The following is a 12,823-nucleotide window of genomic DNA, read 5'->3' as shown; positions in this document are numbered from 1 at the left end:
GGGTGGAGACCGTCGGCGTCTGCGGGTTAGTGTTGTGGGGCTGGTGTTCCCGGTTCGCCGGGGTCCGGCGAAGATCCAGCGAGGGAAGAGGAACTATGTGGAGCTCAGCGAGTCGCTCGAAGGTCGGGGGGGGGGGGGGCTTAGGGGCCTTTTGACGGTGGCGGTGTTGGCTGCGTTGTTGGCTGTGTCGCCGTCGTCGCCTGTGGGGGCGCAGTCGCCGACTTCGCTGGTGAGCAATCTCGGTCTGACGGCCAGTGCCTTTGGTGGCCCGGGCGCCAGGGATTATGCCCAGGCGTTTACTACGGGCGGCAACGCGTTGGGTTACTCGTTGAGCAGTGTTGATGTGCATTTCGCGGGGTTGACGGATGCTGGTTGGGCTTCGAAGCTGACGGTCACGGTGAATGCTGCTGCGTCCGGGAGTCCGGGCGCGGTTCTCGGGACTTTGACGCCGTCGTCAACCGGCACGTTCTCTACCGCCCAGAATTTGAGATTCGCGGCGCCGGGGAGCGGCATCAGCCTCGCGGCGGACACCACCTATTTCGTTGTGCTCGACAGCATTGCCGGATGGATCGGCACAAACAACCTGCGGACCACCAATGAGGACGGCGAGGATGCCGGCGGGGCACCGGGTTGGAGCATCGCCGACACGAGCCTGAACCGCTGGAGGCAGACGTCCGTTGGCTGGGCGTTCACAAGCAATGATTCCCTCAGGATCGGGGTGAACGGGTCGGTGAATGAGGTGTCGGATCTGTTGGTGTCTGCGCCTTCGGTGGTGTTTGTGGGTGAGGGTGAGACGGTGTCTGTGCGTTTGGATTTGGCTAAGGAGGTGACTTCGCGGGTGCCGGTGACGGCTGCGTCGTCTGATCCGTCGCGTTTTTTGGTGAATCATCCTGAGGCCTTGTTCATGGGCCGCAAGTATGTGAATGGCCACAACGGACGCAATGGTGTTGTGGGCGAGAAGGTGCAGGATGGTTTTGTCGGGGGCCCTGGTCGTCTGCATGAAAAGACTACCGGTACTGGGGTTAGCAGAGAGTGGGTGTTTACCGAGAGGCGTGCGCGGTCCGAGTCGGTCAGTTTCGATTTCACTGCTGCGGACTGGGCGGGCTATAGGTCTATTGAGGAGCCTGCGCTGCATAAGGGCTTTCGGGTGGTGGAGGTGACTGGTGTGGCTTCTGGCGCGGGTGGCCTGCCGGCGAATGGGCCTGATGCGAAGTTCCAGTTGTTGTTGTCGTCGTCTGATGCGTCGGTGGCGTTCGCGCCGGTCACGGTGGTGGTGAAGCGCTCGCGGGGGTTGGATCCGGTGTTCGACCCTGATCCGCGTTTCAGTTTCCATTGTCGCGAGCGGGAGTGTCTGCGCGTCGGGGAGGGCGGTTCGGTTTCCTACACGGTGCGGAACTCCAACGTTCCGGCGCCGGGGTCGCCGTTGACGATCACCCCGGTGGGCGAGGGGCTGTCGTTCGACCCGGCGGTGGTGTCGTGGACGCACCGGGACCACGACGAGGTGCGGACGGTGACGGTGACTGCCGCTCATGATGATGATGTGAGGTCTGATACCCGCATCATCCGTCATGTGTTCAGCGAGAACTGGGACACGTCGGGGTCGCTGTCGAAGCTTTTGCGGCGCAGCGAGTCCAAGGCTCAGGCGGAGTCGGACTTCAACATGGCGGTCGCGGTCGTCGACGACGATCTGAGGAGCTTCGATGCTGTGGGCGCCGATGGGGCGGTGATCGGTCAGGTCAGCGTGTTGAGCCGTGCGGGCGAGACCCGTTCGGGGCTGGGAAGGTTCTGGCTCAGGGTCGACGGGCCGCCCGACTGCACGACGGGCTACGGCCGGTCTGCGGGGTTGTGCTGGGATACGTTGCGCATCCGGCTGCGCACCGGCCGCCCCGACGGGTCGTGGGACAACGCGCCGGTGACCGCGACTGTGCATCGCGCCGATCAGGCGGGTTCCGGCCCGTCGTCGTACACAAAGGTCGCGGGGCCCAGGCACTGGTTCGCCATGCATATCAAGCCGGGCCACTGGGACAGGCTGTTGCGGGTCGATTTGACGCTGGACCCGGCGTTGTACGGTTCCACCGGCACCTATGACATCTCGATGAGCCTGGAGCGCGACAACGGCGAGCCGTCAGCGCACCGCCGCCTCACGGTCAGCTACGGGCCGAACCTGGAGACCTCTCCCAGCGTCGACGACAACAGCGACCCGGTGTCCGACGGCCAGCAAGCACCCCCCCACGACCAGGACGGGGCCGACCAGCAGCAGGCCCTCCCCGACGCGGACAGCGGCGACGGCGCGGGCATCTCGCCGGCGCTGGTCGCGGAGGTCGAAGCGCACATCGCGTCGTTCAGGGCGCGCCGCCACCAAGCAGGGGTGCGCGACTGGACAGCGGTGCTCGACCGGCTCGAGGGCCGCAGCGGCGGCATGGGCGACGAGGACATAGCGGCGTGGCTCGCCCGGTCGCGCCGTCACGGCTGGGCCGACGGCGTCGGCACGCTCCCCAAAGTGCAGGCAGCCCTCACCGCCCAGGCAGCCGCCCAAGCCCAGCAGCAGCAGGATCCCCCGCCGGTCGTAGTGCCTTCGGTGACCGTCAGCGCCGGCGGCGACGTTACTGAGGGCGACCCGGCGACGTTCACCGTCACCGCGGATGCTGCGCCGGCAGCGGACCTGGCTGTGAGGGTCACGGTTGCGGCGTCGGGCGACTACGGCGTCGCTGCCGGTTCTAGGACGGTCACGATCCCCGCAGGCGCTACCGACAAGGTCCTGTCCGTGTCCACGACCGGCGACTCGGTCGACGAGGCTGACGGGTCGGTCACCGCGACCGTCGCCAACGGCGACGGCTACGACGTGGGCACCGCCAACTCGGCGACAGTGGTCGTCGCAGACGACGACGACCCGCCGCCGATCGCGCCCGACACCGGCACAGCCGACAGCGACACCGGCACAACCGGTTCGTATGCCGCGGACCCGCAGGTCGTCGCGGCGGTGCAGTACCTGGCGTCTCAGACCCACCACGGCTTCGCCCACGTCAACCGCTGGCAGCGGGCGCTCGCCGCGATCGGCGCACTGGATCCCGCCGACGTCGCCGGCGGCGCGCTCACCCTCGCCGAAGCGAGGCAGAACGCCCAGAGATACAGCAGCCCCGTGTGGGACCAGGTAGTCGCCGAGATCGAAGCCAAACAAGCCCACGACACATAGCAACAGCAGCCCCAACAGCAGGTGCCCCGACAACCACATCAGCCGCAGACGCGGCAGCCTGCCGGTGCCGGTGGTTGTCACCCCGGTGGTGAGCATCAGCGCGGGCAGTGGTGTCGCCGTGGCCGACGACGACGATCCCCCGCCGCCGCAGACCACGGCGGCCATAACGGTGGAGGACGCATCGGGCCCCGAGGGCGGAAAGGTGGTGTTCCGGGTTACCCTCTCTGAGGCGTCAAGCCACGAGGTCGCGGTGAACTGGGTTCCCATGACCGCCTGGCACCTGATGGACGCCCGGGCCCACTCGACCGACTACTTCTACGGGGGCGGCACGCTGGTGTTCGCGCCGGGAGAAACCGCCAAGACCGCAGAGGTATGGCTGCGACAAGACAGCGACGACGAGCCGGACGAGTACTTCGCAGTCGAGGCCCACTTCCCCGACAGGTTCTTCGAAAGCAGAACCCAGGGAACCATGACCATCATCGACGACGACTAACCCGCCGCAACCGCAAAGCCCGAACCGCCCCTGGCCCAGGGCGGTCGCGCCCAGCGAACTTGAGGTTTTTCACCTGCTTCCAGCGGGGCATCAGCTACAGCACTCCTAGCCGCTCGCCGATGTCGCGCAGCACGGCGCGGTCGCTTTCGGGGCGGGTGGGCACGCTGGCGGGCACCGCCGAGCTGTCAACCCATCCCCGCATTTGCAAGAACATGGCCGCGCTGTGGCGGTAGGCCGGCACCGGTGGCCGGAACGTGAACTGGCCCAGGTACTGGAGAGTGTCGTTTAACTGGTGGAAGCCGGGGTCGCCGGTGGCCCACAGGCGGTCGCGCTCGGCAAACTTGTCCGGCGCGAATGTGGAGAGGCCCAGCAGGTAGTCGGCGCCGTACATCACCATGTCGATGGCCAGGTCGTTGCCGGTCAGCACCAGGAAGTCGGGGCGCACCTCATCGCGCAGCGCCAGACGATCCCACTCCAGCATCCGGTTGAGCGATGAGTGCTTGGCCCCGATGCACTGGGGGATGTCCAGCAACCCCCGGTAGGTGTCCAGCGACACGATGCGGCCGTAGGGCACGAACATGGGGCCGAGCTCGAACCCGAGGAACCGGTCGATGTGTTCGGCCAGTCGGCCGTGGGCGTCGAGCCAGGCGGCGTCGCCGTGGCCGTTCAGCCCGTGCGAGGGGAACACCACCGGCAGGCCGCCCCGGGCGGTGACCTCGGAGGCGGCTCGCCGGTAGGCGTCGAGGTCGAACACCGCCCCCGGCTCGTCGGCCACAAACGCCCCCGCCACGAAATCGCCGCCGGTGATGGCGGCCGCCCGGTCGAGCACTTTCGTCCGGCTGTCTTTATCGAGCAACTGGACGTAGCCGGTGTCCATGTTAACTGCCGGGGTGAGCCCGGCCTCGTGGGTGCGGGCGATGTGGGTGTCGAGCGAGGCCCAGTCCACCGTGGTCGGGTTGAGGTGGGGCAGCAAGATGGCCGACATCCCGACAATGGTCCGACCGGGCAGTATCTGCATCAATCGCCGACTCCGAGGCTCTCACGCACGTCTTTGGGGATCCCCGAGAGGCCGGTGGGCATGTGCTCGACTTGGTGGCGCTTTTGCAGCGTTGCCGCCGCGCTGGCCCGGCCGGTGGTTTCGAGGCGCTCGAGGTACTCGGGCAGGTGGCCCTTGCAGTGGAAGGGGCCGCCCTCGGCCAGCACGATCTTGAGGGGATCAACAGGGGAGTAGCTGCGGGTCATCTGGTCTTCGGTCCATGACGCGAGCTTGTCCCGGCCGTCGGCCAGCGCCGAGGGGGCCCGTTCGGCCAGATCGGCGGTCTGGTGGGGGTCGGCGCCGATGTCGAACAGCATCTCGTCGTTCCAGTCGGCGTGGTAGCCGTCGTGCCAGGTCCGCAGGTAGAGATGGTCGCCCCAGCGGACGCCCCGCTGCACCGACCACGCCCCCTGCGACAGCACCAGGAACTCCCGACCGCCGTGGTGGCCGGTGCCGATGTCTTCGGCCACCGACATGCCGTCCCAATTGAGGGGGATGTCGATGCCAGCCATGTCCACCACGGTGGCGCCCACGTCGAGGTGGTAGAGCAGCCCCCCATGCACCTGGGGCTCGATCCCCGGCCACCGCAGCACCGAGGGGATGTGGCAGGTGCTCTCGTCGGCGGCCTGGTGGTCGGCGTACACGCCCAGTTCGCCGAAGGCCTCGCCGTGGTCGGAGGAGACCAAGATGGCGGTATCGTCCAGCACGCCGCGGTCGGCCAGCTTGTTCATCAGCGTGCCCACCGCGTCGTCGGCGTAGCGGATGCCGGTGTCGTAGCCGTCGAAGGTCTGCTTGACCTCGTCCATGGTCGACAGGTTCCACGGCTGGCGGGGCGGGGGAGGGCCCCACTCATCGGGCTTGAACCCCCAGGGCTCCTGGGCCGAGTGGGGGCCGGCCAGGGTCCAGTTGTGGGCCCGCACTTCCTCGGTGTGCCAGGCTGGCGCGGGGTCGCCTTCGAACGGATTCCCGTAGTCGTCCGGCGCGTTGTAGGGGGTGTGGGGATCCCACAGGTGGACGTGGAAGAACCAGTTTTCCTGGTTGGCATTGTCGTCCAGCCAGCGCAGTGCTCCGGGCAGCACCTCGTCGGCCCTCTCCCCGCCGAATCCCCGCATGAGGTTCATGTTCTCCATGAACCCGCTGGTCCACCAGGAGGCCGAGTGGCGGAACGGGAAGCTGGAGACCGAGGCGGTGTGGTACCCCGACCAGTAGAAGCGCGACGCCCAGGAGTTGGCCGCGATCGCAGAGAAGAAGCTGCGATCAGCGCCTTGGGGCCTCAGGTCGGCCGCCATGCCCCCGTGGTTGGCCACCCCGTTGCGGATCCCGAACATGCCGGTGCTGAGGGCGGTGCGGCTGGGCAGGCAGGGAACATCGGAGGCGTATACGTTGGCGAACCGCACTCCTTCAGCGGCCAGGGCGTCGATGTTCGGGGTGGTGTTGCGGTGATACCCCGCGCACCCCAGGTGATCGGCCCGGAGGGTGTCGATATCGATATAGAGGATCCGCATCGGGAGCGTCCTTTCGAGAGGCGGTTCCAGTATGGGCGCTCGGTGGCCTAGTCGTCTGATTCAACAACGAACCCGGCCACCGGCTCAGGGCCTCGCCGGTAGCCGAGGCAGTGGGCGATGACCTTGATTTTGGTACGGTCGGGGTGATGCATGTGGCCGACCCGCCGATTCTGCTGACCGACGTGCTCGACGACGTGGGCGCCGCGGTCAAACTGCTGGCCCAGGAGGCCCCCTATGCGCCGTTGGGCGGTTGGTACAACCCCGGCGCTGATCCCCACGCCCGCACCCGTCCGCTGTGGTTCCGGGACGACTGGGTGAACGAGACCATCGCCGTTGCGGGTTCAGAGGTGTTTCTGCACCATCCGGCGTATATCGAATCGGCCAAGGCCTACTACAGCGCTGAGATCGTCGAGCCCCACAGCGTGTATGTGAACCAGATGATGGCCATTCCCGAGGCGGGGCCGGCCCACACCGACAATCCCCGGTTTGCGGGCCGCGACCGCACCAACACTCCGATGTGGCTGCTGCGGGCCATGCTGTGGTCGGGCCTGTTCGACGACCTGTCGTTCCCGCAGGCCACCGCCATCTGGTGGCTCAACGACGTGGAGGGCGGCGGAATCCGCTACTGGCCCCACGGACCAGATCAGCCGCCCGAAGAACATGTGGGCAACATGGCCAACACCGCGCTGATGGGCGACAACCACGGCATGTTCCACCAGGTCAACGCCATCGGCCCCTTCGACATCGGCACCCCCCGGGTCACCCCCATGGCCCAGTTGGCCCCGGCGGGCAGCCCCGATGGCGATTGGGTGGTCACCGACCACGGCGAAGAGGTGTACCGCACGCCGCTGGCCGCCATCCGCATCAGCGTGCTGTGGAAGGCCGACGTGTACATCGACGCCGACCACAAGAACCGTCTGGCTTCCAACCCCATGAGCCGCGACGACATAGCGGCCCGATTCAACGCCGACCTCGAACAGCGGGGGATCGACCTTCGCTTCGATCCCAACCGCGTCGACGACCCCGACCACGCGGCGCAGATCAGCGAGCACTTTCCCGAGGCCCGCCCCGTGGAGGCACTGCCCTCGGTCTTCGACTACTGATCAGCCACTGATCTCGCGTCAGCCCAAGTCGGAAAGGCGCACCAGCTTCGTCACGATCTCAGGAATCGACTCGTGCTCGACGAAGCGCAAGCCCATCACGCCGTGGTCGCGGCCCGCGGTGTCCACCCAGGTTCCCGACGTCGGTTTCTCGGCCGCCACCACCAGCAGCACCACTCCGTCGGCGTCGGCCTGCACGTCTTGGGACGATGCGTAGCCCTGGCCGGTGAAGTAGTTGGCCAGGTTCTCCATCCAGTGGTTGCACAACTGGAAGTTCCAGTGGCGGCACACCGGGGGTTTGAACTCCACCACCAGCGCCTCGCCGTCGCCGATGCGCCAGTAGCCGAACTCGAAGTGGCGGTCATCGGGGGAGCCGCCCACTCGGAGGTAGTGCTCGGTGGTGAGCTGCAACTGGTTCTCGGCTTTCGCCAGCGTGTCGGTCCAGTCGGCGTAGTCGGACTGCACCGAAAGCACCATCTGGGCCGCGATGGCCAGCCGTTTCGACATGTCGGCCGCGTCCGGCGTGTGAATCACCGGGGTGGGCTCGAGTGGCTCGATCACCAGCCGAGGCGACGACTGCGCGTCGCGGTCGTCATAGACGATTCGCATCATCAGCTCCCGGGTCTCCGGTGCGACCGGCATCCAGTTGTCGACCCCGGGATTGTCCGCTGAGAGCACGAAATCGACGTTTCCGGCGCCGTCGGTGAACTCGTCGAGCAGGGCGGTGAACGGCGTCTGCGACCAACTCGGATTGAACTCTTCCAGCACCGCTACGGCCCGGTCGCCCACCGAGTCGACCCCAACCCAATCGGGCACCTTCGGCGTCCACGCCGACATGTGGACATAGGGGGCGGAACCCCTTTGGCCTGTGACTCGGTACCGCTTGGCCGCGTCGATGGGCTGCACCACATGATCCTGGTCGGGCGACTGCACCCCCTGGCCGCCCTTCATGGGTGGCGGGATCACCCAAATCGACCTCTTCTCCATCGGGGGGAGGTTCTCGATGCAGCGCATATAGGCCATCAACGACATGCGGGTCAGATAGCGGAACCCCTCCACCCGATCTTGCTCGTCGGCGTCGGGGGTGCGGTCGATCACCACCTGCCCGGCCGCTCGCATCGTGTCGCAGAAGTCGTTCCACGCCTCTCCGGCCATCAAGCGCTCGCGTGCGGCTGCATTGTCCGTCATGGCAAACCCTTCCTCAAGTTCCCGCCCACTCTAAGCGGCCCGATAGCGATAGTAAGAAGCATCGAGGGCACCCCATGAAGGATCAGATTCGCAGCTGTTGAAACAAGCTGAATGTCACCGTCGGGCGTCGACGACTCGGGCGGGGCCGCTCCAGGCGATCATTTCGGCGTCGATGGTCACCAACTGGCTGTTGGTTAGTAGGGCAGTGGCCATGATGAAGCGGTCCGCGGGGTCACTGTCGGCCCATTCGCTGCGGAGTTGCACGGCTCGGGCGGCGATGTTCCCGTCTATGGGGATGGTGATTATTCGGTCATCCTTAAGTCCATCCAAGAATGCGGCATAATCGACTTGGATCCTTCCCTTGGCGGCTTGTTCCCCGATCTCCCAAATGGTGGCTGCGCTGATGGCAGCCTCACCTCGTCGCTGAGCGTCTACCACGAAGTCCTTGGCCCCTTGCGAGACTTCATCTACACCCCAATTGGCCGATACGCGCAGAATCACATTGGTGTCTAGGATGAGCACGTCAGGTGGTCGCCGGCTTTTCGGCGGTAACTGGGGGCCAAACACCTTCAGAACGAGCCCAGCTGGCGTCCATCTGCTCCTCCCAGTCGTCGTCAAAGGCGCTTAGGTTGTCAAGGTCGACTCCGTCGGGAATGCGAATGATGTCCTTGAGAGAGCCTTCGAATGACGGCACCAGGTATTTGGGGGGGAGGATGTGGGCAATGACCTTGCCGTTATTGGTGAGGGTGATCTCCTTGTAGTCCTCCCCGAGGTCGTCGAGCATTTGGGAGATGTTGGCCCTGAACTTGCTCACTGGGACGCTGAGCACCTCGATCATGAATTTCGAGGTTTCAGCCTGGTTAGTGAAATCGCTATCCATAAGCCAAATTGTACAACGTGTACATACTTGCAACAGCTTGGTTTTCTCCCGGTGCCGGATCACCGGGTAAGGAAGGTCGTTAGGTACAGTCCCAAGCGTGCCTGAGGCTGGAGCGATCACCGATGAGGCCATTGCCCGGTTGCGGGGGCGGATCGGGATTGCTCAGCCGCATCCACAGCGTCCGTGGTATCGCGAGCCCAACACCGATGCGTTCCGGCAGGTGGCAGAGGCATTTGGCGACGACAATCCGCTGTGGTGCGATCCCGACTACGGGGCGGGCACGGTGTGGGGAGGGCCGATCGCCTCGCCGAACATGAACGGGGGCGACACCCTCATCGGGGAGAACGAGGTTCAGAAGCTCGACGCCGAGACCAAGGCGCTGCTCAAAGGCGATCCGCTCAAGGGTGCCCACGCCTACTACTCGGGGAGCTATCGGGAGTGGTGGGCACCGCTGCGTCCGGGGATGCGGGTCACCAGGCGGAATGCTCTGGTGGGCGTTCACGACAAGAAGAGCGAGTTCGCGGCCCGCACTGTTCACGAGTGGACGGCAGAGGTGTTCGCCACCGTAGGCGCCGTGCTGTCGGCCCAGTATCGGCTGATGATCCGCACCGACCGGGGGGCGGTGGAACGCAGGGCCGACGAGGGTGCGGGAAAGTACGACGACATCGTGATCGAGCCCTACACCGAAGAGCAGATTGCTGAGATCACCGAGGCGGTGAGCACCGAGGCCGAGCGCCGCCGGGGGGCTGAGCCCCGCTGGTGGGAGGACGTCGAAGAGGGCGACGAGTTGCCTCCGCTGGTCAAGGGGCCCATGCGGGTGACCGACATGGTGGTGTGGCACACCGGCATGGGCATGGGCCTCTACGGGGTCAAGGCGCTTCGGCTCGGGGTGCAGCAGCGCCAGCGGGTGCCGGGATTCTTCCGTCCCGACGACCTCAACATCCCCGATGTCCAACAGCGGGTCCACTGGGATCCCGAGTGGGCTCGGCGGGCGGGCAACCCGGCTATCTACGACTATGGCCGGATGCGCGAGACCTGGTTGGTACACCTGTGTACCGACTGGATGGGCGACGACGCCTGGCTGGCCGCCCTCGATGTGGAGTTCCGCCGGTTCAACTACGTGGGCGACACCCACTGGATGCGGGGCACGGTGACCCGCAAGTACCTCACCGACGAGGGCGCGCCGGCGGTCGACCTCGACATCTGCGGCGAGAACCAGCGGGGCGAGACCACCTGTCCTGGGCACGCCACGATCTTGTTGCCCAGCCGAGAGCATGGCCCAGTGCGACTGCCTACGCCGCCGGGAGGGGCGACGACCGCCGCTGAAGCACTCGACGCGCTGGTGGCGCGGTTCGAGAATATGTCGGCGGAATGACTTCTGACCGCCTCCGGATCGACTCCTCTAGCAGCGATGAGGAAATTCGCACTGCCGTGTCAGCATGGGTAGCCGAACACGTCCCTCTGGCGTGGCGCGACGCGGCACCCCGTGGGCGGCGGGCCATCCGAGAGGTGCGACCGCGAGCCGACTACGAGGCCTGGTATCCCACCTTCGCCGCCTCGGGGCTGGCGGTAGCCACCTGGCCAATCGAATACAGCGGCCTCGACCTCCCTCCGGCCAAGGCCCGGATGGCCGAGGCAGTGCTCGCCCCGCTCAACCTGGGGCGGCTGAACCCCTTGGGGCTGCACAACACGGCCCCGGCACTGTTCGCCCACGGCACCGAGGAACAGAGGATGCGCTTCCTGCCCCCCATGGTGGCCAACCAAGAGCGATGGTGCCAGATGTTCAGCGAGCCCGGCGCCGGCTCCGATCTGGCCTCGCTGGCCATGCGGGCCGAGAGCGACGGCGACGAGTGGATTCTCACCGGCCAGAAGGTGTGGAGCACCTGGGCCCATGAGTCTGAATTCGCCATCTGCCTGGCCCGCACCGACCCCACCGTCCCCAAGCGCCGGGGCATCACCTATTTCCTGGTCGATTTATCGTCGCCGGGAGTCGAGGTGCGACCCTTGCGCCACATCGGCGGCGAGGTCGACTTCAACGAGGTGTGGCTTGAAGAGGTACGAGTACCCGATTTCCATCGGGTTGGGGCCGCGGGCGACGGGTGGCGGGTGGCCGCGGCCACCCTGGCCGGGGAGCGCCAGATGGTGGCCGGGTCGGGATCGGGAGGTGTCGACCGCATCGGGGGAGGGGGAATCGAGAGCCTGCTCCAACAGGCCCGCCAGATTGGCATCGATGGCGTCGGGCGCGACCGGCTCATGCGCCTATATTGCCAGGAGATGGTGAGGGGCTGGACCAACGAGCGGGTTAGGGCCACGGTCAAAGCAGGGGGAACGACGGGACCGGCCGCATCCATCGGCAAGGTGCAACAAAGCCAGCTCAACCAGGCCCTTCAGTTGGCCGCCGCCGATTTCATGGGCATGGCGTCGGTGGCGTGGATGCCGGGAGAGCCTGCCCTTGGGCAAGACTCCATCGAAGCCTGGGCCGCGGCCATGCCCTATGCCGCCAAGGGCATGCTGCGGAGCCGGGCCAACACCATCGAGGGGGGAACCACCGAGGTCAACAAGAACGTGATCGGCGAGAAGGTGCTCGGCCTGCCCCGCGAGCCCGACCCCTACCGCGACATGGCATGGCAAGAAGTTCCGAGATAGCCAGGGGCTAGAAGCGAAAGGAGCCACACCCATGTTCGAGCTCAACCAGAAGACGGCGCTGGTAACCGGTGCAGGCCAGAACGTTGGCGCAGGGATCGCCCGCGCGCTGGCGTCCCAGGGCGCCCGCGTCCTGGTCAACGACATCGTCGCCGACCGGGCTGGTGAAGTGGCCGACCAGATTGCGGCTGACGGCCACTCCGCAGATGCGCTGCCCTTCGACGTCACCGACGGCGACGAGGTGCGGGCGGCGATCGCTGATCGGCCCATCGACATTTTGGTCAACAACGCCGGCAACGGGGGGGCCGAGATGATGCAGGTCAAGCCCTTTGCGGAGACCGAGCCAGCCGACTGGGCCGGACCCCTGGCCGTCAACCTCGATGGCGTCATGAACTGCACACACGCTGTTCTGCCCGGGATGATCGAGCGGGGCTGGGGCCGCGTCATCGGCGTCGTCTCGGGGGCGGGCACCGTGGGAGTGAACATCGGCGTGGCGGCATACTCAGCGGGCAAGGGCGGCGCGGCAGGGCTGCTCCGCTCAGTGGCGCTTGAGGTGGCCAAAACGGGGGTTACGGTGAACTCCATCGCCCTTGGCCTGATGTCGAACACCGGCGCCACCGGCGTCACCGACCACCTGGCCAGGGCCATCCCGACCCGGCGGTTGGGCACCCCCGAAGACGTCGCCGCCCTGTGCGCCTACCTCGCCTCCGAGGAGGCCTCCTGGATGACCGCCCAGACCATCCCCCTCGCCGGCGGCTCCATCACTAGCTAAGGCTCGCTACGGG

Annotated in this window: 11 protein-coding genes; 6 read left to right on the top strand and 5 right to left on the bottom strand. The window is 66.5% G+C overall.

The features are described from left to right. Positions 1–34 precede the first annotated feature (34 nt). Together ACOGXA_RS09700 and ACOGXA_RS09695 are read left to right on the top strand one after the other, a co-directional pair. Positions 35–3,193 (top strand): choice-of-anchor R domain-containing protein, encoded by a 3,159-nt coding sequence (locus ACOGXA_RS09700; RefSeq protein ID WP_419923678.1) that lies wholly within the window; start codon positions 35–37, stop codon positions 3,191–3,193. A gap of 70 nt (positions 3,194–3,263) precedes the next feature. Continuing rightward, positions 3,264–3,686 carry a Calx-beta domain-containing protein gene (locus tag ACOGXA_RS09695; RefSeq protein WP_419923677.1) on the top strand — a complete coding sequence of 141 codons (423 nt, stop codon included), beginning with the start codon at positions 3,264–3,266 and terminating at the stop codon, positions 3,684–3,686. A 94-nt stretch (positions 3,687–3,780) separates the two neighbouring features. Here ACOGXA_RS09695 and ACOGXA_RS09690 read toward each other — a convergent pair whose 3' ends face one another. Next, on the bottom strand, positions 3,781–4,704 hold the full coding sequence (locus ACOGXA_RS09690) for a dihydrodipicolinate synthase family protein (RefSeq protein WP_419923676.1): 924 nt from the start codon (positions 4,702–4,704) through the stop codon (positions 3,781–3,783). Next, positions 4,704–6,227: a sulfatase gene (locus tag ACOGXA_RS09685; RefSeq protein WP_419923675.1), complete on the bottom strand. Its 1,524-nt coding sequence runs from the start codon at positions 6,225–6,227 to the stop codon at positions 4,704–4,706. The genes ACOGXA_RS09690 and ACOGXA_RS09685 overlap by 1 nt, the downstream gene beginning before the upstream one ends. Before the next feature lie 110 nt (positions 6,228–6,337). On the opposite strand from ACOGXA_RS09685, the gene ACOGXA_RS09680 reads away from it, so the two are divergent. Further along, the gene (locus ACOGXA_RS09680; protein WP_419923674.1) at positions 6,338–7,330 is read left to right on the top strand and encodes a hypothetical protein; all 993 of its coding nucleotides are present in this window, start codon (positions 6,338–6,340) and stop codon (positions 7,328–7,330) included. An 18-nt stretch (positions 7,331–7,348) separates the two neighbouring features. Here the strand turns inward: ACOGXA_RS09680 and ACOGXA_RS09675 are convergent, their stop codons facing one another. The 3 genes from ACOGXA_RS09675 to ACOGXA_RS09665 all read right to left on the bottom strand — a co-directional run bounded on the left by ACOGXA_RS09675 (position 7,349) and on the right by ACOGXA_RS09665 (position 9,395). Beyond that, positions 7,349–8,515 (bottom strand): hypothetical protein, encoded by a 1,167-nt coding sequence (locus ACOGXA_RS09675; RefSeq protein WP_419923673.1) that lies wholly within the window; start codon positions 8,513–8,515, stop codon positions 7,349–7,351. 114 nt (positions 8,516–8,629) lie between these two features. Beyond that, positions 8,630–9,037, bottom strand: a complete 408-nt coding sequence (locus ACOGXA_RS09670; protein ID WP_419923672.1) for a type II toxin-antitoxin system VapC family toxin — start codon at positions 9,035–9,037, stop codon at positions 8,630–8,632. Between the two features lies 1 nt (position 9,038). After that, the gene (locus ACOGXA_RS09665; RefSeq protein WP_419923671.1) at positions 9,039–9,395 is read right to left on the bottom strand and encodes a hypothetical protein; all 357 of its coding nucleotides are present in this window, start codon (positions 9,393–9,395) and stop codon (positions 9,039–9,041) included. 97 nt (positions 9,396–9,492) lie between these two features. Here ACOGXA_RS09665 and ACOGXA_RS09660 point away from each other — a divergent pair, with 97 nt between their 5' ends. The 3 genes from ACOGXA_RS09660 to ACOGXA_RS09650 are packed head-to-tail and all read left to right on the top strand — an operon-like array spanning position 9,493 to position 12,810. Next, positions 9,493–10,770 carry a hypothetical protein gene (locus ACOGXA_RS09660; RefSeq protein ID WP_419923670.1) on the top strand — a complete coding sequence of 426 codons (1,278 nt, stop codon included), beginning with the start codon at positions 9,493–9,495 and terminating at the stop codon, positions 10,768–10,770. After that, the gene (locus tag ACOGXA_RS09655) at positions 10,767–12,041 is read left to right on the top strand and encodes an acyl-CoA dehydrogenase family protein (protein WP_419923669.1); all 1,275 of its coding nucleotides are present in this window, start codon (positions 10,767–10,769) and stop codon (positions 12,039–12,041) included. Before ACOGXA_RS09660 ends, ACOGXA_RS09655 begins: the two co-directional genes overlap by 4 nt. A 31-nt stretch (positions 12,042–12,072) precedes the next feature. Further along, complete coding sequence (locus tag ACOGXA_RS09650; protein ID WP_419923668.1) at positions 12,073–12,810, top strand: SDR family NAD(P)-dependent oxidoreductase; 738 nt, start codon at positions 12,073–12,075, stop codon at positions 12,808–12,810. Positions 12,811–12,823: the final 13 nt, after the last annotated feature.

The organism is Candidatus Poriferisocius sp. (assembly GCF_965208475.1).
Taxonomy (GTDB): Bacteria; Actinomycetota; Acidimicrobiia; order Acidimicrobiales; family Bin134; genus Poriferisocius.
Note: the sequence above shows the minus strand (reverse complement) of the source record. Positions and strands in the feature narration are given on the sequence as shown.